Genomic DNA, 18,841 nt, shown 5'->3' with positions numbered 1-18,841 from the left:
CTTACCAGGCACGACACAGCATCAAGTCACAGTGCGGTTCACTCAGCAGCGCCTGGGTTAGCTGGCTGGTGTGATAAGGCTGGCCTCGGCTGCCCATTATCACCAGATCAGGCGAATGGCACTTGATATAGTCTTTGACGACCTCACACGGCGTACCAGGTTCGAGCACCAGCTCGATATCGGGGGCGCCGTCTCTATCTTGCACCAGGCACTTTATTTCGCTGTTGAGCATCTCACGCAAGCGCGCCACTTCCTGCTCGCGCCACTGGGCGTAATAGATCTCTGAGCCAAGCTCGCCTTCACCCGGCAGCGTCCAGGCGTGGAGCAACGTCAGCTTGGCTTCGGGGAAGCGGTTTAATGCCTCGATCAGGGTCTGGCGTGCGGCCAGGTAGGAATCAACCGGAATCAGGATATGCTGCCAGGCTTGGGTAGGTACGTGGCGGACAACCACCACCGGGCATGGCGCGCTGCGCAATACGCGCATCAGCGTAGTGCCTGCCAAGAGTTCCGGCTGTCCCCGCTTACGATGCATGCCCAGCACAATGAGCTCTGCCCGCTCCTCATGGGCCTTACGCACGATTTCCACATGGGGCTCGCCAATCACGGTTTGCACCACCGCTTTGGGTGCTTCGAGCGCATAGTCTTCGCGAATATCGGTCAGTGTGGCGCCAATATGCTCATTCACCGCCTGCTCCAGCTCATGAAGTAGATGGGCCGGCAAATGGGGGTCGAGTACGTGCAGTACGTCTAACTGGGCGTGCTGGGCATACGCAAGGCGCAATGCGCGAGCAAAGCCAGCGCGATTATCAGCGGAGAGGTCGGTGGCAAACACAAACGTGCGGGTCATGGCATAACGCTCCTCGAACAAGCATCCAAACCGTTGGGCAGTTGTCGTCACACAGACACCCCTCAGCATGGTGGGCGAAGCCATATCCCGCAAGCTAACTAAGCCTCAAGGTACGTTTTAAAGTGCATCTAAGCTTTAAAACGCACTTGAAGCGCATTACCACCAGGCATGGAAGTGATGCACCGGCCCACGGCCTTTACCCACACTAAGACGCACGCTCGCTTCAAGCGCTGCATGCAGCCACCGTTTGGCATCGCCAATGGCGGCGACGGTCGCCTGATCAGGGGCGTCAGCCGGCAGCTTTGCCAAACAGGCGGCGATGGCAGACGATAGCGCGCAGCCGGTGCCATGCAGGTTATCGGTCTGAATGCGTGAAGCGGGTAGCCATTCATGGCTAGTGGGTGTTGCCAGCAGGTCGGGGCAAGTCTCGCCGCGTAAATGACCGCCTTTGAGCACTACGTAAGGCGCCCCCAGCTGGGTTAACCCCGGCAGCATCGCCTCCATGGCATCCAGACTCTCTGGCAAGGGCGACGCAAGCAGCACCGCGGCTTCGGGAAGGTTGGGCGTGATGATATCGGCAAGCGGCACCAGAATATCGCGCACCGCGCGAATCCCCGCATCATCGACCAGAATATCGCCGCTTTTGGCAACCATCACCGGGTCGAGCACGATCCAGCGTGGGCGGCGCCTGCGCAGCACGTCGGCAATTACCTCAGCCACTTCGCGGCTCGCCACCATACCGATTTTGACCGCATCGAGTTCAACGTCATCCAGCAGGGTTTCGAGCTGCGCGCGGATAAACTCGGCCGGAATAGGATAAACGCTCTGCACGCCCTGGGTATTTTGCGCCGTCAAAGCGGTAATCACGCTGGTGCCATAGGCCCCCAGCGCTGAAAAGGTCTTCAAATCGGCCTGAATACCGGCTCCACCAGAAGGGTCGGAGCCGGCAATCGTCAGTACATTGACGTTGGATGTCATGGCGCCTCCTACATGATCGACGGTAGCCAGGTGGCAAGACCTGGGAACAGCGCCAGCGCCAGCAGCATTGCCAGCTGCATGACGATAAACGGAATAACCCCGCGGTAGATAGCAGACGTGGGTACGCTTTGCGGAGTAACGCCGCGCAGATAGAAAAGCGCGAACCCGAACGGCGGCGTCAGAAACGATGTCTGCAGATTGACGGCGATCATGATGCCAAGCCAGATGGGATCAAGCCCCATGGCGAGCAGCACCGGGCCGACAATCGGCACCACCACAAAGGTGATCTCGATAAAGTCGAGAATGAACCCGAGCAGGAAGATTACCAGCATCACCACAATGGTCGCGCCTACAACGCCACCCGGCATGGCCTCAAACATATGGTTGACTAGCTCTTCGCCGCCAAACGCCCGGAACACCAGCGAAAATAGCGCCGCGCCAATCAGGATCAAAAACACCATGCTGGTCACCTGGGCGGTGGAGCGCACCACCTCGCCCAGCATTGAAAAGCTTAACCGCCGGTTAGCCGCGGCCAGCAGCAGCGCACCGAATGCGCCCACCGCCGAGGCTTCTGTGGGCGTGGCAAAGCCGCCCAGGATCGAGCCCAGCACGGCCACAATCAACAGCACGGGCGGTAAAAGCCCCTTCAACATAAGCGGCCAGATGCTGCCGGTATGCCCAAGCTCTTCCATCAACGCTTCACGATCCGCCGCCGGGGCCGTGCTGGGTTTTAGCCACGCCACCACAAGCAGATAGATAATATAGGCCACCACTAGCAGCAGGCCGGGCACCAGCGCGCCGATAAACAGATCGCCCACAGAGAGCGTCTTGGGGCTCCAGGTCCCCATCGAGAGCTGAGCCTGCTGGTAGGCATTGTTAAGTACATCCCCCAGCAGCACCAGGGCGATGGAGGGCGGGATGATCTGGCCAAGCGTTCCCGTAGCGCAAATGGTGCCGGTTGCCAGCTCCGGTGAGTAGCCGCGCTTGAGCATGGTGGGTAGCGAAAGCAGGCCCATGGTAACCACCGTTGCCCCCACGATGCCGGTAGACGCTGCCAGCAGCATGCCCACCAATACCACGGCAATACCCAAGCCGCCGCGCAGCGCACCAAATGCCATGGTCATGGCATCCAGCAGGGTTTCCGCGACCCGTGACTTCTCAAGCAGCACGCCCATCAGCACGAATAAAGGCACCGCCAGCAGGGTGTTATTTGTCATGATGCCGTAAATTCGGTTAGGCATGGAGCCCATCCAGCGTGCTTCAAAGTGTACCGGCACACCCATCGACTGGAGCAGAAAACCTAACCCGGCAAAGGCCAGCGCCGTTCCCGCCAACGAAAGCGCCACCGGATACCCCAGCATCAAGACGCCGCATACCGTGGCAAACAGTACTAGCGGCATGCCTTCCAATAGAGTCGCCAGCACTAGACCATCTCCTCATGCACGGGGGCAGAACCGGATAGCTTGCCGCGGATAATCAGTACCTGACGAATCAGCTGCGCGACCGCCTGTAAAAGCAGCAGTGCCACCATGACCAGAATCAGCGTTTTAAGCAGGAACACAGCAGGAATGCCGCCATCCCCCGAGCGCTCCATAATGGCCCAGCTGGTAATCACATAGCGGAAGCTTGAAATAGCGATAAACGACATGACCGGAATCAGCAAGAACAGCGTGCCGAGCAGGTCGACCCATGCGCGACCCCGGTCAGACATCTTGCGGTAAAAGATATCGACTCGTACATGACCATCGTGGCGTAGCGTCCATCCGGCGCCGAGCATGAACACGGCGGCGTGCATGTACATCACGGATTCTTGCATCACGATGCTGTTAATACCGAAGATGTAGCGCAGCACAACGATAGCGAACTGCACAAGCATCATGATCACAACCAGCCAGGCAATGGCCCGGCCCACTCCCTCAGTCACGCAGTCGAGCCAGCGTAGCAGGCGCGGCTCATGGGCATTGACGAGCATGTTAAATGTCCTGGAAAAGAAAACGGCCCAGAATCATCGCTGATTCTGGGCCGAACGTCATCCCCCAAGCGCGCTTGTGCGACCTTTTATTACCGCTAAGCGACTTATGAAACGGAAGGCGCGGCTTGCTCAATAGCCAGCAGACAGGCCGCTGGAAGCGGTAGATCCACGGCGATAGGCAAGTGGTCGGAAAACAGATGATCCATCACCCGCACTTCCGCCGCTTCCAGAGTTTGCGAGAGCAGAATATGGTCAAGCGCACGGCGGGGCTGCCAGGATGGGTAGCTGAGTAGTGGCTTGACCGGATGCAACGGCAACGAGGTGCTGAAGCGCTCGTGGGCATGCAACTGATCTGGAGTGCAGTTGAGATCCCCCATGACGACCACATGGCGAAGTGGCTCAATTATCTCGCTTAAGTAGTTAAGCTGGAGTACCCGCCCCCGATGGCTAAGAGCCAGATGCGCAATAAAGATATGCAGCGCATCCGGGCCGTTGCCAAACCGCACATGTATCGCCCCGCGGCCAGGCAGCATGCCGGGCAAGCGATGCTCTTCAATTTTGGAAGGCACCAGGCGCGAAAGCAGCCCGTTACTGTGCTGGGCAATACGCCCCAAATTGCGGTTCAACTGCTGAAAGTGGTGGGGAAATCCGGCTTTGGCTGCCAGATACTCTACCTGGTTGATACGGCTGGAGCGGAAGCTGCCACCATCGGCTTCCTGAAGGCCCACCACATCAAACTGACCCAGCACATCCCCCATGATATCCAAGCGCTTTACCCGCTGAGGATTAGGCAAAAAGTGCTGCCAGCTACGAGTGAAATAGTGATGATAAGCGGACGTCTGAATGCCGACCTGCAAATTGAAGGTCAGCAGGCGAAGATGCCCCCGCTCTCGCAGAGGCAATGGCCCGGATCCCTGGTTCATCGCTGTCATATCGACCATCGGCTTATCACCTGGCTCCCTGGTTTAAAAAAACCTTACTGCTCGCGTTCCGTGCGTACACGCTCGATAAGCGCTTCAGCGACTTGCGGCATATTCTCAAGACTGCCGGCTGAGCTTGGCGTCACTACGAAACGGCCGTCGATCACCAGCGCAGGCACTCCCATCAAGCGCATTTCGCGCATGCGGCTATTGGCCTTGTTGACGTCGCTACGTACATTGAAAGACGTTAACGCCTTTTTAGCGTCCTCTTCACTTACCCCATAGTCGGAAAAGAACTCGGCAATCTCGTCGGAATCGGTCAGTTTGCGGCCATCCTGGTGGATCGCATCAAAAAAATCAGCATGCAGGTCTTCTTCAATGCCTAACGACTCCGCCGCGTAAAAAGCCGTGGCGTGGGTATTCCAGTTGCCGCCCATGGTCGCTGGCATATGTACTACGCTGATATCGTCTTCCAACGTGTCATACCACTCGTTGACAGGTGTTTGCAGGCGGTAGCAGTGCGGGCAGCCAAACCAGAAAACTTCGGTGACTTCGATTTGATCTTCATCGACCTGGGTCGCTACCGGTGATTCCAGCAGCGTGTAGTCTTTACCTTCTACCAATTCCTGAGCACTGACGGCCGCCGAAAGACTTAAGCCCGTCAGGGCAACCAATAACGTTTTGAACATAGCGACAATTCTCCAAGAGTAAGCCAAGCTGGGACTACTAATAACGCTATCAGGTTCCCCTACTGATAGGAAACCGGATTAATTAAGCCAACAGACCTTAATGCAGGCCAAAGAGATAGTTAGCCACGGCCTGCATGTCATCATCGCTTAGTTTTGTGGCAATATCGTGCATGCTGTCATTAGGATCGTTAGTCCTATCGCCTGAGGCAAAAGCGCGTAACGTGGCAATGGTATAGGCCGGGTACTGCCCGGCAATGGCCGGATAAACAGCACTGCCTATGCCTGCCCCGGTAGGCGTATGGCACGCGCTACAGGCAGGTACACCGAGGCGGCTGTCGCCTGCGCGGTAAAGCTCTTCTCCGCGCGCCAACAGAGCCACATCATCGGCTTTGGCATGGCCCAGATTGGCTTGCTGCTCGGCGTAATAAGCCGCCACATCCCAGGCATCCTGGTCGGAAAAACCGTCGACCATGCCCATCATCTGCGGCACGATGCGCTCACCATCACGAATATCTTTAATCTGCTTGGCCAAGTAGGACATTTGCTGCCCCGCCAAGTGGGGAAAGGCTTCAACAGGGCTGATACCGGCTGGACCATGGCAAGCCGCACACGTCTGGGCCTTTTGCTGGCCAGCAACTGGGTCGGCCTCGGGCTGGGCATAAGCGCTTCCCGCGCTACTCAAGATAACCGCTAAACCCGCCGACAATACTTTCATAAATACTTTCATAAATACTTTCATAAAAACGTTCATCACAACCCTTATCACAACTCGCATGAAAACCAGCATACGAACTCACTAGTCTGTTGAATGATGGAGGGTTCTCGCGCCGCCTGGATAGGCACCGTTTACCCATCCCAATTCAAGCCAAACCAACAGCATGCTGATTAGTCGCGGTTGGCTTAAGCGCGGTGGTACACTAGCGCCCCAGGCCACAGGTATCACCGCTTTGGCAGAACGCTTGACCTGCCTGACGGGGTCATTCGTCGCAGCGCAGCGTGCCATGCCATTATACGCGTGGTTAACGCAGACTGTTTTATAGGTTCGATTTCAGGATTCATTTCATGTCCACCCCCCAAGATAGCCCCGTCGTTCGGCTGAACTACCACACCGCCAGCTTTGTCATCAGCGCACCTACTCTGGCAACCTGTCCGGACGACACGGGTGCTGAAGTAGCGTTTGCGGGACGTTCGAACGCAGGTAAATCCAGCGCGATCAATGCGCTAACCCAGCAAAACGGCCTGGCCCGTACCTCGCGCACACCGGGTCGTACACAGTTGATCAACTTTTTCAGCGTAATGAATAATGAAGCGCTGCGTTTAGTCGATTTACCTGGCTATGGCTACGCGAAAGTGCCAGAGGCCGTCAAAATCGAATGGCAAAAGCACCTGTCTGACTATCTTCGCGGGCGTTTCAGCCTGCGCGGCCTGGTGCTGTTAATGGATGTTCGCCATCCACTGACCGAATTTGACCAGATGATGCTCAGCTATGCCGACCAGCGCAATATGCCGGTGCACATTCTGCTGACCAAATCTGACAAGCTGAAAAAAGGCCCCGCCAGCGCCGCGCTACAAAAGGTCCGTTCGCGGCTCAAAGAGTGGGAAGATCTGGTGTCAGTACAGCTTTTCTCATCGCTCAAGCGTGATGGGGTCGATACGCTGTCCCAGAAACTCGACCAGTGGCTGTACACGCCCGAGGAAGACACCTAGGCCAGTGAGCTTTCCACCCGGTCAAGCACGCCAGGCAGTTCCTTGATATGCGCAATGCGGTGCACTCTGGGCGGCAATGCCTGGTCGGTATCGTTTGAAACCCACACCGCATGCATACCCAGCTGCTGGGCAGGCAGAATGTCTTCCGCCCAGGAGTCACCCACATGCATGGCGTATTTTGGCGAGACGTTAAGCTTTGAGAGTGCGGTCAGAAAAGGCGTGTGATCAGGCTTGGGGGCCAAGAGCTCGCCGGCGGCAATGGCTACCGGAAAGTAGGCCGCCAACGGCTGGCGCTTGAGGTGAATATTGCCATTGGTGATAGCGGCAAGCTGGTAGCGCTCGCTTAACGCCGACAGCAACCCCGCCGCTTCTGGGTGGGGTGATACCTGCACACGCAGGCGATGAAACTCATTCATCGCGGCCGCCGCCCATAAAATCGCTGCACTGCGCGGCAGTCCTTCGGCTTCCAACTGGGCTTCCAACGCGCGCAGGCGCAGCCAGGTAAAGTCGCCACGTCGCTCGGGCACATCCTTGGCGAACTGCTGACGGCGCTGTAAATAATCCGCTATGCCTTCTTCATAACCCAGCGGTAACGGCGCCTCATGACGCGTGGCGCGCCATATGCTCAGCGCCTCAAGTAGCCAGGCGTAGTGCCCCTCCTCCGTACGCAGCATCACCCCGTGGTTATCCCAAAGCGTATCGTCTAAATCAAATGTGATGGCTTGCAGTGCGGTCATGGTTTACTTCCAGAAGGGCGACGCTTGGCGCGTGGATGGGCGGAATCGTAACTGGTCGCCAGATGCTGCCAGTCGAGTCGGGTATATACCTGGGTGGTGGAGAGATTAGCGTGGCCTAAAAGTTCCTGAACCGCGCGCAAATCCTGACTTGATTCGAGCAGATGGCTGGCAAACGAGTGACGCAGCCGGTGAGGATGCAGATGCTCAGGCAAGCCGCGGCTGACAGAGAGCTGGGCCAAGCGTTTCTGAATCGCCCTATGTCCCAACCGCGCACCCTGCTTGCCAACAAACAGCGCCGTCTCACCTTCTGGCGCCATCGCTGCCCGGCAGCTCAGCCAGTCAGCCAAGGCATGCTGGGCACGCTGTCCCACGGGCACCTGGCGCGGCTTGCTTCCCTTACCGATTACCCGGACACGGCTGGCCTGCAGGTCATGAAGATCAAGCGCCGCAAGCTCTGCCAGGCGCAAGCCGCTGGAGTAGAAAAGCTCCAGCATCGCCTGATCACGCACCGCCAAAGGCGAGCCATCGTGGGGGCTATCCAGAAAATGCGCGAGGGCATCGACATCGACCGGGCGCGGCAGATGGCTAGGCTGTTTGGGAGTACGCAGCAGGCCGACCGGGTTGTCGGCCAGAATGCCCTGCTTAACCAGATAATCGGCAAAGCGCGACAGTGCTGCACGGCGCCGGGCAAGGCTGCGGGCGCCCAGCCCACGGCTACGCTCGGTGCCTAGAAAAGCGCGCAGTAGCGCAGTGTCCAATGTGGCTGGGTCATCAATCTCGCGCTGCTCGGCAAACCGGCACAGGGCGCGCAAATCCTGCTGGTAGGCCGCCACCGTAGCGGGGCTTGCGTGACGGGCCAACCCTTGCAGGTAGCGCGTTACGGCAACCGCAAGAGGCGACTCAGCCATGCTGACCCAGGCGGATCAACAAGCGCGCCACGATATCGCCCAGATACTCGGTAAACAGGGTATCCATGCTGGCGCGATAACACTCGGGATTAGGGCTTGCCAGCAGCAGATAGCCTAACGGCTCCCCCGCCGAAAGGCGTGAAACAGCGCAGGAGCCCGCCTTACGCGGCGCTTTGGTGTGCGGCAACAAGCACTTCCAGTCGCTGACACTCAGCTTGGCGCAGCGGCTGGTTTTACCGTCGAGCAACGCGGCTAACCGCGCGCTGGCATGCTGGTCCAGCACATGCCGCGGCGGCTGGGGCATCGACGGCTCATTATCGCTTAGCGTGGCCGGGCACCACAGCGCCATCGCCGGAGTATCAAAGCGCTCGCTTAGCTGCGTGGCCAGGGCCTGGGCCAACGCGTCGCGGTCGTCAGCCTCTACCAGTACCATCAGGGTTTCCCGCAGGCGCCGATACTGCGCCTCGTTGTGCCTCGCCGTTTCCAGCAAGTGCTCAAGGCGGCCTTCTGCGGTTTCCGCGCGTTTGCGTAAATCCAGCACCAGCCGTTCAAGCAGCGATACTGCGCCATCGATATGCGGATGGGGGACTTTAAGCTGCTGAAGCAGCCCTTCACGGCCTACAAAAAAATCGGGATGACGAGCAAGCCAAAATGCTACTTGATCTGGATCGAGCGTCTTGCGCGGTTCAGGGGCTTGAGACATCACCGTTCTCCTTGAATCAGTTAAACGCGACCATCATTGATTAGCGCGACGCGGCCATCAAAGACACGCGTGGCAGGCCCGACCATGACCAGAGATGCTTCCGGGTCAGGCCACTCGATGGTCAATTCGCCACCGGGCAGATGGACGCTCACCGGACTTTTTAATAAGCCCTGGCGAATACCGCTGGCAACGGCGGCACACGCGCCAGTGCCGCAAGCCAGGGTTTCGCCGCTGCCACGTTCAAATACCCGCAGACGAATCTGGTTGGGCGAAAGGATTTGCATAAAGCCCACGTTAACACGCTTGGGAAAACGGGGGTGGGCTTCTACCAATGGTCCAAGACGCTCAACCGGGGCCTGTTCAACGCTTTCAACCTGCAGTACGGCATGGGGGTTGCCCATGGAGACCACACCCACCTGAAGTATTTCACCGTCCACTTCAAGCGCGTGCAGCGGCTGGTCGCCTTCGGCTTCAAACGGCAGCGCCGCCGGGCTGAAGCGGGGGCGCCCCATATCCACGCGTACCATGCCATCGTGCTGCACTTTCAATACCAGCGGGCCACCGGCGGTTTCCACATGGATTTCATGTTTATGGGTCAGGCGTTGGTCGCGCACAAAACGCGCAAAACAGCGCGCGCCATTGCCACAGTTTTCCACTTCGCTGCCGTCCGCATTGAAAATCCGGTAGCGAAAATCCATTTCCGGGTCGCGCGGCGGCTCAACGATCAAAAGCTGATCAAAGCCAATCCCGAAGCGGCGGTCAGCCAGCTGGCGAATCTGATCTTCACGCAGCCGGGCACGCTGGGTCACCAGATCCACGACCATAAAGTCGTTCCCCAGGCCGTGCATTTTGGTGAAGTGTAAAAGCATCAGCGCGCTCCTTCGGGCAGCAGCGCTTCGCCCGCCCAAAGGTTTTCCACGGTTTCCCGGCGCCGTACCACGTGACAGGTATCGCCATCGACCATCAGCTCCGCCGGGCGTGGGCGGCTGTTGTAATTCGAGGCCATCACAAAGCCGTAAGCGCCCGCCGAGCGCACGGCCAGAAGATCGCCTTCGGCAATCGCCAGTTCACGCTCTTTACCCAAGAAATCGCCGGTTTCGCACACCGGGCCAACCACATCGTAAGTGGCCGTTTGCCGGGTGTTACGCGTATCCACTGCAACAATGGCCTGCCACGCCTGATAAAGCGCTGGGCGAATCAGGTCATTCATGGCTGCGTCGACAATCGCGAAGTTTTTGGTTTCACCGGGCTTCAAGAACTCCACGCGAGTCAGCATGACCCCTGCATTGGCGGCAATCGAGCGGCCCGGTTCAAACAGCAGCATCAGATTCTCGCCGCCTTGCCAGCGCGACAGGCGAGCTAGAAGCTGGCTTGCGTAATCAAACGGCTGCGGGGGCTTTTCATCCCGGTAAGGCACGCCCAAACCACCGCCTAAATCGAGATGATCAAGCTCGATGCCTTGCTCGCGCAGACGCTCCATAAGTACCAGCAGGCGCTCCAGGGCATCCAGGAACGGCGCGGTTTCGGTTAGCTGCGAGCCGATATGGCAATCAAGCCCCTTGACCTGAAGATTCGGCAGGCTGGCCGCCAGCTCGTAGACCTCAAGCGCGTCGTCCACCGCGATGCCGAACTTGTTGTCCTTAAGCCCGGTGGAAATATACGGGTGAGTGCCTGCATCTACATCCGGGTTCACGCGCAGTGACACCGGAGCGACTTTACCCAGCTCACCCGCCACGGCGTTCAAGCGCTCAAGCTCGGGGCGTGATTCAACGTTAAAGCACTTGATGCCCACCTCAAGCGCGCGGGCCATCTCATGGGGCTGCTTGGCAACGCCTGAGAACACCACTTTTGCAGGGTCGCCGCCAGCGGTTAATACGCGCTCAAGCTCACCGACCGAAACAATATCAAACCCGGCGCCCAGCTTGGCTAATACACCCAATACGGCCAGGTTGGAGTTGGCTTTAACCGCGTAGCAAATCAGGTGCGGATGGCTGCCCAAGGCCTCGGTGTAAGCGCGAAAATGGCGCTCAAACGTGGCCTTGGAGTATACGTAACAAGGCGTACCATGCTCTTGGGCAATCTGCGAGAGCGGTACGTCTTCGGCGTAGAGCACGCCGTCGCGATAGTTAAAGTGATCCATGAACTCGTTTCTCCTGCAGCCGCTTACCCAGCCTGCTCGGCAGCACCGTTATCGGGCGAAGTATCCTCGGGCAGGTAAAGCGGTCCTTTCTGACCGCAGCCTGCGACTAATAGCGCGATGATCGCGATACACGCCAGCGTTTTCATGCCTGCCCCTGCAGTAAAGAGAGCGCCTCGCGGGCCCGCTGCGCCGCGGCACGCACCTGATCCGGCGCAGTCCCGCCGATATGATTACGCGCGGCAACCGAGCCTTCAAGCGTCAACACGTCAAAGACATCCTGCTCGATGATAGTGGAGAACTGCTGCAGCTCTTCCAGGCTCATTTCTGACAGATCCTTTTGGGTTTTCAAGCCGTAGGCAACCGACTGGCCGACGATTTCATGGGCATCGCGGAAGGCAACGCCACGACGGACCAGGTAGTCGGCAAGGTCGGTGGCGGTCGAGAAACCGCGCCGCGCGGCTTCATACATGCTGTCTTTTTTCGGCTCGATGGCAGGGATCATATCCGCGAACGCTTTCAGGCAGTCACGCACCGTGTCGACCGCATCAAACAGCGGCTCTTTGTCTTCCTGGTTATCCTTGTTGTAGGCCAGCGGCTGCGACTTCATCAGCGTCAAAAGGCCCATCAGATGACCATATACCCGGCCCGTTTTACCGCGCACCAGCTCCGGCACATCAGGGTTTTTCTTCTGCGGCATGATCGAGGAGCCGGTGCAGAAGCGGTCAGGCAGGTCGATAAAGTTGAACTGGGCGCTGGTCCACAGCACAAGCTCTTCGCTCATGCGCGACAGGTGCATCATGAGGATGCTGGCGAAGCTTGTGAATTCAATCGCAAAGTCACGATCCGACACGGCGTCCAGCGAGTTTTCCGCCGGGCGGTCAAAGCCTAAAAGCTCAGCGGTTACGTGGCGATCAATCGGGTACGTAGTGCCAGCAAGGGCTGCAGCGCCCAGCGGCAGTACGTTGACGCGCTTACGGCAGTCAAGCAAACGCTCATGGTCGCGGGCAAGCATTTCCTGCCAGGCCAGCAGATGATGGCCAAAGGTCACCGGCTGAGCCGTTTGCAGATGGGTAAAGCCCGGCATGATAGTGTCGGCTTCGCGGTCGGCAAGCTCGATCATGCCTTCGCGCAGACGCTTCAATTCCACTTCAATGACGTCGATCTCGTCACGCATGAACAGGCGAATGTCGGTGGCGACCTGATCATTACGCGAACGCCCGGTGTGCAGCTTCTTGCCGGTGATGCCGATCTTGTCGGTCAGGCGTGCTTCGATATTCATGTGCACGTCTTCAAGCGGCACCGACCAGTTAAACTCGCCGCGCTCGATTTCACCCTGAATCTCGGTCAAACCGTTAATGATCGCATCGCGCTCTTCGTCGGTAAGTACGCCGACGCGGGCAAGCATGGTGGCATGGGCAATGGAGCCCTGAATATCCTGGCGCGCCAGGCGCTGGTCAAACGTCACAGACGCTGTAAAGCGCGCAACAAAGGCATCGGTGGGCTCGCTGAAGCGACCGCCCCAGGACTGATTCGTAGTTTGGCTCATCGGAGGCATATCCTGCTGACAAAACAAAAGAGTCGATTGCGGAAAGTGTAACAGAGTCATTGCCCTGAATGCTTGAGTTCAAAGGCACGGCATATTTAGCTCAATGGCGTTTCAACCATCTGGCGCTTATCTTAAATAAAGCGGCTGATTTTTACTGTGTGGCCGGGTGCTTTATGATGAGACACATCATAGCTTGACGCGCCGCGTCAGCGGCAAAGGGAGAATAACGTGTCATCCATCACCAAACTGCGTATCGCCACGCGCAAAAGCCAGCTGGCCATGTGGCAAGCCGAACACGTTCGCGACCGCCTGATGGCGGCACATGAGGGCTTGGAAGTCGAGCTGGTGGCGCTTTCCACCAAAGGCGACAAGATCCTCGACACGCCCCTCTCCAAAATTGGCGGCAAGGGCCTGTTTGTTAAAGAGCTGGAAGACGCCATGCTGGATGGCCGCGCGGATATCGCCGTGCACTCCATGAAAGATGTGCCGATGCTGTTTCCTGAGGGTTTAGGGCTCTCGGTGATTCTGGAAGGCGCTGACCCCACCGATGCTTTTGTATCCAACCACTACAAAAGCGTCGATGAGTTGCCCGAGGGCGCCAAGATTGGTACTGCCAGCCTGCGCCGTGGTTTACAGTTGCGTGAAGTACGCCCCGACCTGGAAATTCTTAACCTACGCGGCAACGTGCAAACTCGCTTGGCGAAACTTGATGATGGCGAATTCGATGCCATTATTCTGGCGACCTCCGGCTTGAAGCGCTTAGGACTTGATGCGCGCATCGCCCAGGCGCTGCCGCCGGAAGTGTGCCTGCCTGCGTGCGGCCAAGGGGCGCTGGGCATCGAGTGCCGCCTGCATGACCCAGAGCTGATCGGCCTGCTGGCGCCACTGGATGACCCGGACACGGCTACCCGCGTACGCGCTGAACGCGCCATGAATACGCGGCTGGAAGGCGGCTGCCAGGTGCCTATCGCGGGCTTTGCGGTGCTCGACAAAACCAACGAGACGATCTGGCTACGTGGGCTTGTCGGTAATCCCGAAGGCACCGAAGTGCTGCGCGCTGAAGGCAGCGGTTCGATTCATGAACCCGAGGCGCTGGGGATTCGCATTGCCGAAGACCTGCTTGACCAGGGTGCGGGCGAAATTTTAGCCGAGGTGTACGGCAACAACGTATGACACTGCCGGTTTTAATCTGCCGCCCGGGTAAACGAGGCGAAGCGCTAACCGATACGCTGCGCGCTGCGGGCGCCTGTGTCGAATCCCTCGACGTGCTGACACTTGAAGCCTTGCCGGAAGACCCTGTCATGCGCAGTATCTGGTTGGATATCGATCAGTATGACAAAGTGGTAGTGATCAGCCCCTTCGCGGCCGAGTGTTTAAGTGACGCCCTGGACCGCTACTGGCCACAGCTGCCGGTCGGCATTGATTACTACAGCGTGGGCCACGCCACAGCTGACATACTGTTTAACCAGCTCGGGGTCAGAGTACGAATACCTCCAGCGGGGTTTGATAATCAGCATTCTGACAATACGCATGCTGAAAGAAGTAGCGGCGACAACACCAGCGAGGCGCTTTTATCACTTGCCTCGCTCAAGGATGTCGCGAACCAGCGGGTGTTGCTGGTGGCGGGTGAAAGCGGCCGCACGCTGTTGGCCGATACCCTGGCCGAGCGCGGAGCCACGGTTACCCGGGTTGCCGTGTATCGGCGGGTTTTTCGAGCGCCTTCAAAAGCCATGCAGGCGCGCCTGGCAGCCGGTGATTATCGAGCGTTAATCGTCACTAGCGGCGAACTGCTTGAACATCTGGCAAAATGGTGTGATCAGACAGCGTTGAACCAACCGCTAATCGTTTCCAGTCGCCGTTTAGCTACACTGGCCGGTACACTGGGTTTTTGTGACCTCAAGGTGGCGTCGGGAGCAACGCCGGCTGCCCTGGCAGCTGCGTTAAACAGGTCCTGTCACCCTTAGGGTGCCGATGTCGATCAAGGAACTTAATTAAGGGCTAGCGACAGATGAGCAAACAACCAAACGAGCAGGAAGACGTACAAAAAACGTCCGCTGATGCGTCCAAGGACAGCGTCAAATCGGATGCTACTGCCGCGTCAGCCACTACTCCTCCGCCCGCCAGCGAGGCAGAAAATCGCCCGCCCGCTGGCGCGACCACGTCGCCACCGCCCAACGATTCGTCCAGAAACGGCCGTTCGCGCCGACGTGGCAAAGGCGGCGGCACCTCTAACGCAACGCCTGCGGCGGCTTCATCGTCAGCCACGCCAATGCCAAGCGCGGGATCTTCGAGTACATCATCTTCAAGTACTTCATCTTCAAGTACTTCACCGTCAAGTGCGCCGTCTTCAAGTGCATCGCCTTCGACTAGCGTGTCGTCGAGCACACCGTCCACAACGGACAAGCCGGCATCGACACTTGCCAACGAGCCTACCGCTACCAGCGGGCCTGCGGCCGCTAAAAAAGATACCCTGGGCAGCACACCCCCGCCGCACACGCCATCAGGCAATGGCGGTAAAGGCACACCGCCGCCCGCTTCCAACAGCGGTGGCGGTAAGCGCGGCGGCAGTAAAGGCGGGCTGTTAGCCCTGATTTTAGTACTGATATTGGCTGTAGCGCTTATCGTCGTGGCCTGGCAGGGCTGGCAACGCCTGGATAGCCAGCAGCAGCATATCAATGAGCTAAGCCAGCAGGCTGAAAACAGCGCCACTCAGCAAACCGTGAGCGATCTTGAGTCACGCTTTGAAAGCAGTGAAAGCGAGCGCACACAAGCGCTTGAAGGCACGCTGGAAGAGCTGCGTGGCGAACTGGACAGCTATCGCAGCGATGTTAACAGCACCCTTGACGACGTACTGAGCCAGCTTTCTCAAGCCCAGGACACCGACGACCGCGACTGGCTGCACGCCGAAGCCGCCTACCTGCTACGCCTGGCTAACCAGCGCTTACAGCTTGAAGGTGATGTAGATGGCGCCGCTGCCCTGCTACGCACCGCCGATGCCCGCCTGGCGGATGCCGATAACCCGGCGCTAACCGCCGTGCGTCGTGAAATCGCCAACGAACTTGCCGAGCTGGATGGTGTGCCGCGTGTGGATCGCACCGGTCTCTACCTGGCACTTAATGCTCAGCAAGAGCGGGTTGCCGGCCTGCGCCTGTCGCAAGAAGTGGAAGAGCGTGCCGTGACTTCCGGTATTGAACAGCCGCCTACCGGCACCTTCCAGCGTCAGCTGGCCCGCTTTGGCGAAGAGCTTAAAGATCTGGTGATGATTCGCCATCACGATGAGGCAATGGAAACCCTGGTCACGCCAGAGCAGGAGTCTTATCTGCGCCAAAGCCTGCGCCTGATTATCGAGCAGGCACAGCTTGCGCTTCTTAAAGAAGAGCAGCCGCTGTATGAAGCGAGTATCGACAAGGCGCTGGAGTTACTCAACGGCTACTACGATGTCGAGCGTGAAGCGACCCAGAGCGTTATTGCCCGCCTTCAGGAGCTGAAGCAGGCTGAGATTGAGCCGGAACTGCCGGACATCAGCGCCTCTCAGCAAGCAATGGCCAACTTTATTGAAAACCGCTTTAGATCACGCCAGCAAAACGGTGAAGAGGGAGGTGATGCATGAGAAAACTCGTCCTCCTTCTGGTCGCAGGTCTGGCAGTGGGTGCCCTACTCGGGCACCTGATGATGTCAGTCCCCGGCTACTGGCTAATCCGGGTAGGTGACACGTCGGTACAGACCTCCTTCTGGTTTGGCCTGATCATTCTGCTCGCAGCCTTTATCGTGGTGCACTTTGCGCTGCGCCTGCTGACCGGCATTATTCGCCCGGTGGGCCGCTTTCGTACCTGGAATGGCCGCGCCCGCAATCGCCGTGCCATGAAGCGTACCGTGCGTGGCTTAGTTGCTCTGACCGAGGGCCGCTGGAAAAAAGCTGAAAAAACCCTGGTTCACGCCGCCGACGACTCCAGCACGCCGCTGGTTAACTATCTTTCGGCCGCGTTGGCTGCCCACTATCAGGGCAATCACGAAAAATCCCAGGAGCACTTGAACCAGGCCCAACTCTCCACCGAAGGCGCCGACACCGCGATTGGTTTGATGCAGGCGCAACTGATGATTGATCGCCAGCAGCCTGAAGAGGCGCTGGCGATCCTCAACCGTCTGGATAAAAAGCTCAACGATCACCCGCAAGTGCTGAAACTGCTCAAGCAGGTGCATCTAAGCGTCAACGACTGGGAAGGCTTGCGCTGGCTGCTGCCACGTTTAGCGGCCCAAAAGCTGATTGCGCCGCAAGAGCGTGAGCAGCTTGAGTTCAAGGCGTACCGCGAGCTGATTGTTTTTGAAGCCAAAAACCCCAGCAATATCGAGCGGGTTCGCGGGTTGTGGGCGGATATGCCCGAATACCTGCGCGGTAACACCGAGCTGATCGTGCTGTATACCGATGCGCTGGTTCAGGCCAATGAAGAAACCATTGCCGAGCGTCTGCTTAATCATTCGCTGGATCATCATTGGGATGCGCGCCTTGTCAAACGCTATGGCCTACTTAACGTGCATGCCGCACGCCAGCTGGCAAAAGCCGAGAAGTGGCTGCAGGAGCGTCCTAACGACCCTGAACTGCTGCTGACCTGTGGCCGCCTTTCCCTGCGTACCGGCAAGTGGGAGAAAGCCCTGGAGTACTTCGAAGCCAGCCAGCGCCAGCGGCCCAATGGCGAAGTATGCGCCGAGCTTGCCCGCCTTTACGCAAGCCTTGGCGAGCACAACAAGAGCCAGCTCTACTACCGCCACAGCGTGGAAATGCTCGCCAAGTCGCTGCCCTCGCTACCTCAACCCAGCGATGCCGGTGACAGCCAGAAACCAGACACGAAAGCGGCTAAAAAACGCGCTTAGCACTTAACGTAAGCTACAAAAAAGGGTGCCTCCTCTCGGGGCACCTTTTTTTATGAATCACAGTACGGGTTATGAATAACAGTTACGAGGATGGCGATGATGCCGCCTTGAGAGATTGCTGTTCAGCCTCCGTGGGCACAGGCAACTCAGACGTACAGTGCCCGCAGCGAGTAGCCTTGATAGGCACGGCCATAAAGCAGTACGGGCAGGGTTTTTCGACCGGGCTTTTGGGGGCTTCCACCTCTTCACGCTTTAAGCGGTTGATCGTTCTGACCAGCATGAAGACCACAAAGGCAACAATCGTAAAGCTGACGACCGCATTGATAAAAAGGCCAAGATTCAGCGTCACCGCGCCGTTTGCCTGCGCCGCGGCAAGCGTAGGATAAGGTCCTGACGTGGCCCCTTCTCGCAACACGACAAACAGATTGGAGAAATCAATACCGCCCACTAACAGGCCGATAATCGGGTTCATTACATCCTTGACGAGACTTTGTACGATCAGCGTAAAAGCGCCGCCTATAATAATCCCCACCGCCATATCCACTACGTTGCCTTTCACGGCAAACTCGCGGAACTCTTTGAAAAACTTGGCCATTGATGCCTCCTTACGTTATTTAGCTTATTAGCTTATAGCGTTTTTTAAATTTAAAACCTTTAGGTTCAATGACTTATTAAAACGATGTTTAACATTGAAACAAACGTTTCATTAATCACTGATGCCCGCCCTACATCGCCTTTAATCGCTTCAGCGACGACCCTTAGTGTTCTATTTGCGACAACTATTGGATTGCTTTTCAGATTGCTTTGTCAGTATAAGTGTCATTC

21 protein-coding genes are annotated in these 18,841 nt (G+C 57.8%); 5 read left to right on the top strand and 16 right to left on the bottom strand.

Annotated features, from left to right (window positions below; translation table 11 throughout):
- Window position 1 precedes the first annotated feature (1 nt).
- The 7 genes from D467_RS0116080 to D467_RS0116050 form a co-directional block, all read right to left on the bottom strand.
- Window positions 2-847 carry a universal stress protein gene (locus D467_RS0116080; RefSeq protein ID WP_018918565.1) on the bottom strand — a complete coding sequence of 282 codons (846 nt, stop codon included), beginning with the start codon at window positions 845-847 and terminating at the stop codon, window positions 2-4.
- A 156-nt stretch (window positions 848-1,003) separates the two neighbouring features.
- Entirely contained in the window at window positions 1,004-1,825 is an 822-nt protein-coding gene (thiD, locus tag D467_RS0116075; protein WP_018918564.1) for a bifunctional hydroxymethylpyrimidine kinase/phosphomethylpyrimidine kinase, read from the bottom strand.
- A gap of 8 nt (window positions 1,826-1,833) precedes the next feature.
- On the bottom strand, window positions 1,834-3,249 hold the full coding sequence (locus D467_RS0116070) for a TRAP transporter large permease (RefSeq protein ID WP_018918563.1): 1,416 nt from the start codon (window positions 3,247-3,249) through the stop codon (window positions 1,834-1,836).
- On the bottom strand, window positions 3,249-3,797 hold the full coding sequence (locus D467_RS0116065; protein ID WP_018918562.1) for a TRAP transporter small permease subunit: 549 nt from the start codon (window positions 3,795-3,797) through the stop codon (window positions 3,249-3,251). The genes D467_RS0116070 and D467_RS0116065 overlap by 1 nt, the downstream gene beginning before the upstream one ends.
- A 104-nt stretch (window positions 3,798-3,901) precedes the next feature.
- Complete coding sequence (locus tag D467_RS0116060) at window positions 3,902-4,738, bottom strand: endonuclease/exonuclease/phosphatase family protein (protein ID WP_018918561.1); 837 nt, start codon at window positions 4,736-4,738, stop codon at window positions 3,902-3,904.
- A gap of 35 nt (window positions 4,739-4,773) precedes the next feature.
- Window positions 4,774-5,406, bottom strand: a complete 633-nt coding sequence (locus D467_RS0116055; protein WP_018918560.1) for a thiol:disulfide interchange protein DsbA/DsbL — start codon at window positions 5,404-5,406, stop codon at window positions 4,774-4,776.
- A gap of 97 nt (window positions 5,407-5,503) precedes the next feature.
- Window positions 5,504-6,121: a c-type cytochrome gene (locus D467_RS0116050; protein WP_026285803.1), complete on the bottom strand. Its 618-nt coding sequence runs from the start codon at window positions 6,119-6,121 to the stop codon at window positions 5,504-5,506.
- A gap of 347 nt (window positions 6,122-6,468) precedes the next feature.
- Here D467_RS0116050 and yihA point away from each other — a divergent pair, with 347 nt between their 5' ends.
- Entirely contained in the window at window positions 6,469-7,113 is a 645-nt protein-coding gene (gene yihA, locus D467_RS0116045; RefSeq protein WP_018918558.1) for a ribosome biogenesis GTP-binding protein YihA/YsxC, read from the top strand.
- Here yihA and D467_RS0116040 read toward each other — a convergent pair.
- From D467_RS0116040 to argH, 7 genes are read right to left on the bottom strand one after another with little or no spacing between them, the layout of a single operon-like run.
- On the bottom strand, window positions 7,110-7,850 hold the full coding sequence (locus D467_RS0116040) for an HAD family hydrolase (RefSeq protein ID WP_018918557.1): 741 nt from the start codon (window positions 7,848-7,850) through the stop codon (window positions 7,110-7,112). The genes yihA and D467_RS0116040 overlap by 4 nt on opposite strands.
- Window positions 7,847-8,758, bottom strand: a complete 912-nt coding sequence (locus D467_RS0116035; protein ID WP_018918556.1) for a tyrosine recombinase XerC — start codon at window positions 8,756-8,758, stop codon at window positions 7,847-7,849. Before D467_RS0116035 ends, D467_RS0116040 begins: the two co-directional genes overlap by 4 nt.
- A complete protein-coding gene (locus D467_RS0116030; RefSeq protein WP_018918555.1) occupies window positions 8,751-9,461 on the bottom strand; it encodes a DUF484 family protein in 711 nt (236 codons plus the stop codon). The genes D467_RS0116035 and D467_RS0116030 overlap by 8 nt, the downstream gene beginning before the upstream one ends.
- A 20-nt stretch (window positions 9,462-9,481) precedes the next feature.
- The gene (gene dapF, locus D467_RS0116025) at window positions 9,482-10,330 is read right to left on the bottom strand and encodes a diaminopimelate epimerase (protein WP_018918554.1); all 849 of its coding nucleotides are present in this window, start codon (window positions 10,328-10,330) and stop codon (window positions 9,482-9,484) included.
- On the bottom strand, window positions 10,330-11,601 hold the full coding sequence (lysA, locus tag D467_RS0116020) for a diaminopimelate decarboxylase (RefSeq protein ID WP_018918553.1): 1,272 nt from the start codon (window positions 11,599-11,601) through the stop codon (window positions 10,330-10,332). The genes dapF and lysA overlap by 1 nt, the downstream gene beginning before the upstream one ends.
- Before the next feature lie 23 nt (window positions 11,602-11,624).
- On the bottom strand, window positions 11,625-11,747 hold the full coding sequence (gene lptM / locus D467_RS19735; protein ID WP_018918552.1) for an LPS translocon maturation chaperone LptM: 123 nt from the start codon (window positions 11,745-11,747) through the stop codon (window positions 11,625-11,627).
- Complete coding sequence (gene argH / locus D467_RS0116010; protein WP_018918551.1) at window positions 11,744-13,147, bottom strand: argininosuccinate lyase; 1,404 nt, start codon at window positions 13,145-13,147, stop codon at window positions 11,744-11,746. Before argH ends, lptM begins: the two co-directional genes overlap by 4 nt.
- Before the next feature lie 228 nt (window positions 13,148-13,375).
- Between argH and hemC the strand changes: the two genes are divergently transcribed.
- Together hemC and D467_RS0116000 are read left to right on the top strand one after the other, a co-directional pair.
- Window positions 13,376-14,320 (top strand): hydroxymethylbilane synthase, encoded by a 945-nt coding sequence (gene hemC / locus D467_RS0116005; RefSeq protein ID WP_018918550.1) that lies wholly within the window; start codon window positions 13,376-13,378, stop codon window positions 14,318-14,320.
- Entirely contained in the window at window positions 14,317-15,111 is a 795-nt protein-coding gene (locus D467_RS0116000) for a uroporphyrinogen-III synthase (protein ID WP_018918549.1), read from the top strand. Before hemC ends, D467_RS0116000 begins: the two co-directional genes overlap by 4 nt.
- 34 nt (window positions 15,112-15,145) lie before the next feature.
- Here D467_RS0116000 and D467_RS19880 read toward each other — a convergent pair whose 3' ends face one another.
- Window positions 15,146-15,550, bottom strand: coding sequence for a hypothetical protein (locus D467_RS19880; protein ID WP_155826516.1), 405 nt, complete (start codon window positions 15,548-15,550; stop codon window positions 15,146-15,148).
- Between D467_RS19880 and D467_RS19345 the strand changes: the two genes are divergently transcribed.
- Window positions 15,519-16,757 carry a uroporphyrinogen-III C-methyltransferase gene (locus D467_RS19345; RefSeq protein ID WP_244147842.1) on the top strand — a complete coding sequence of 413 codons (1,239 nt, stop codon included), beginning with the start codon at window positions 15,519-15,521 and terminating at the stop codon, window positions 16,755-16,757. The two genes, D467_RS19880 and D467_RS19345, sit on opposite strands and share 32 nt — an antisense overlap.
- Window positions 16,754-18,016, top strand: a complete 1,263-nt coding sequence (locus tag D467_RS0115985) for a heme biosynthesis HemY N-terminal domain-containing protein (protein WP_018918546.1) — start codon at window positions 16,754-16,756, stop codon at window positions 18,014-18,016. Before D467_RS19345 ends, D467_RS0115985 begins: the two co-directional genes overlap by 4 nt.
- 82 nt (window positions 18,017-18,098) lie before the next feature.
- On the opposite strand, the gene mscL is transcribed toward D467_RS0115985, so the two are convergent.
- Entirely contained in the window at window positions 18,099-18,611 is a 513-nt protein-coding gene (mscL, locus tag D467_RS0115980) for a large-conductance mechanosensitive channel protein MscL (RefSeq protein ID WP_018918545.1), read from the bottom strand.
- Window positions 18,612-18,841 lie beyond the last annotated feature (230 nt).

Origin of the sequence: Vreelandella zhanjiangensis DSM 21076 (genome assembly GCF_000377665.1) — a bacterium.
Taxonomy (GTDB): Bacteria; Pseudomonadota; Gammaproteobacteria; order Pseudomonadales; family Halomonadaceae; genus Vreelandella; species Vreelandella zhanjiangensis.
The sequence above is the reverse complement of the archived record's forward strand: the minus strand, read 5'-3'. Positions and strand labels throughout refer to the sequence as shown.

What these genes read in the sequence shown, in the direction of transcription:
- D467_RS0116080 (WP_018918565.1), bottom strand. Translation starts at nt 847, where the DNA reads ATGACCCGCACGTTTGTGTTTGCCACCGACCTCTCCGCTGATAATCGC.
- thiD (WP_018918564.1), bottom strand. Translation starts at nt 1,825, where the DNA reads ATGACATCCAACGTCAATGTACTGACGATTGCCGGCTCCGACCCTTCT.
- D467_RS0116065 (WP_018918562.1), bottom strand. Translation starts at nt 3,797, where the DNA reads ATGCTCGTCAATGCCCATGAGCCGCGCCTGCTACGCTGGCTCGACTGC.
- D467_RS0116060 (WP_018918561.1), bottom strand. Translation starts at nt 4,738, where the DNA reads ATGGTCGATATGACAGCGATGAACCAGGGATCCGGGCCATTGCCTCTG.
- D467_RS0116055 (WP_018918560.1), bottom strand. Translation starts at nt 5,406, where the DNA reads ATGTTCAAAACGTTATTGGTTGCCCTGACGGGCTTAAGTCTTTCGGCG.
- D467_RS0116050 (WP_026285803.1), bottom strand. Translation starts at nt 6,121, where the DNA reads ATGAAAGTATTGTCGGCGGGTTTAGCGGTTATCTTGAGTAGCGCGGGA.
- yihA (WP_018918558.1), top strand. Translation starts at nt 6,469, where the DNA reads ATGTCCACCCCCCAAGATAGCCCCGTCGTTCGGCTGAACTACCACACC.
- D467_RS0116040 (WP_018918557.1), bottom strand. Translation starts at nt 7,850, where the DNA reads ATGACCGCACTGCAAGCCATCACATTTGATTTAGACGATACGCTTTGG.
- D467_RS0116035 (WP_018918556.1), bottom strand. Translation starts at nt 8,758, where the DNA reads ATGGCTGAGTCGCCTCTTGCGGTTGCCGTAACGCGCTACCTGCAAGGG.
- D467_RS0116030 (WP_018918555.1), bottom strand. Translation starts at nt 9,461, where the DNA reads ATGTCTCAAGCCCCTGAACCGCGCAAGACGCTCGATCCAGATCAAGTA.
- dapF (WP_018918554.1), bottom strand. Translation starts at nt 10,330, where the DNA reads ATGCTTTTACACTTCACCAAAATGCACGGCCTGGGGAACGACTTTATG.
- lysA (WP_018918553.1), bottom strand. Translation starts at nt 11,601, where the DNA reads ATGGATCACTTTAACTATCGCGACGGCGTGCTCTACGCCGAAGACGTA.
- lptM (WP_018918552.1), bottom strand. Translation starts at nt 11,747, where the DNA reads ATGAAAACGCTGGCGTGTATCGCGATCATCGCGCTATTAGTCGCAGGC.
- argH (WP_018918551.1), bottom strand. Translation starts at nt 13,147, where the DNA reads ATGAGCCAAACTACGAATCAGTCCTGGGGCGGTCGCTTCAGCGAGCCC.
- D467_RS0116000 (WP_018918549.1), top strand. Translation starts at nt 14,317, where the DNA reads ATGACACTGCCGGTTTTAATCTGCCGCCCGGGTAAACGAGGCGAAGCG.
- D467_RS0115985 (WP_018918546.1), top strand. Translation starts at nt 16,754, where the DNA reads ATGAGAAAACTCGTCCTCCTTCTGGTCGCAGGTCTGGCAGTGGGTGCC.
- mscL (WP_018918545.1), bottom strand. Translation starts at nt 18,611, where the DNA reads ATGGCCAAGTTTTTCAAAGAGTTCCGCGAGTTTGCCGTGAAAGGCAAC.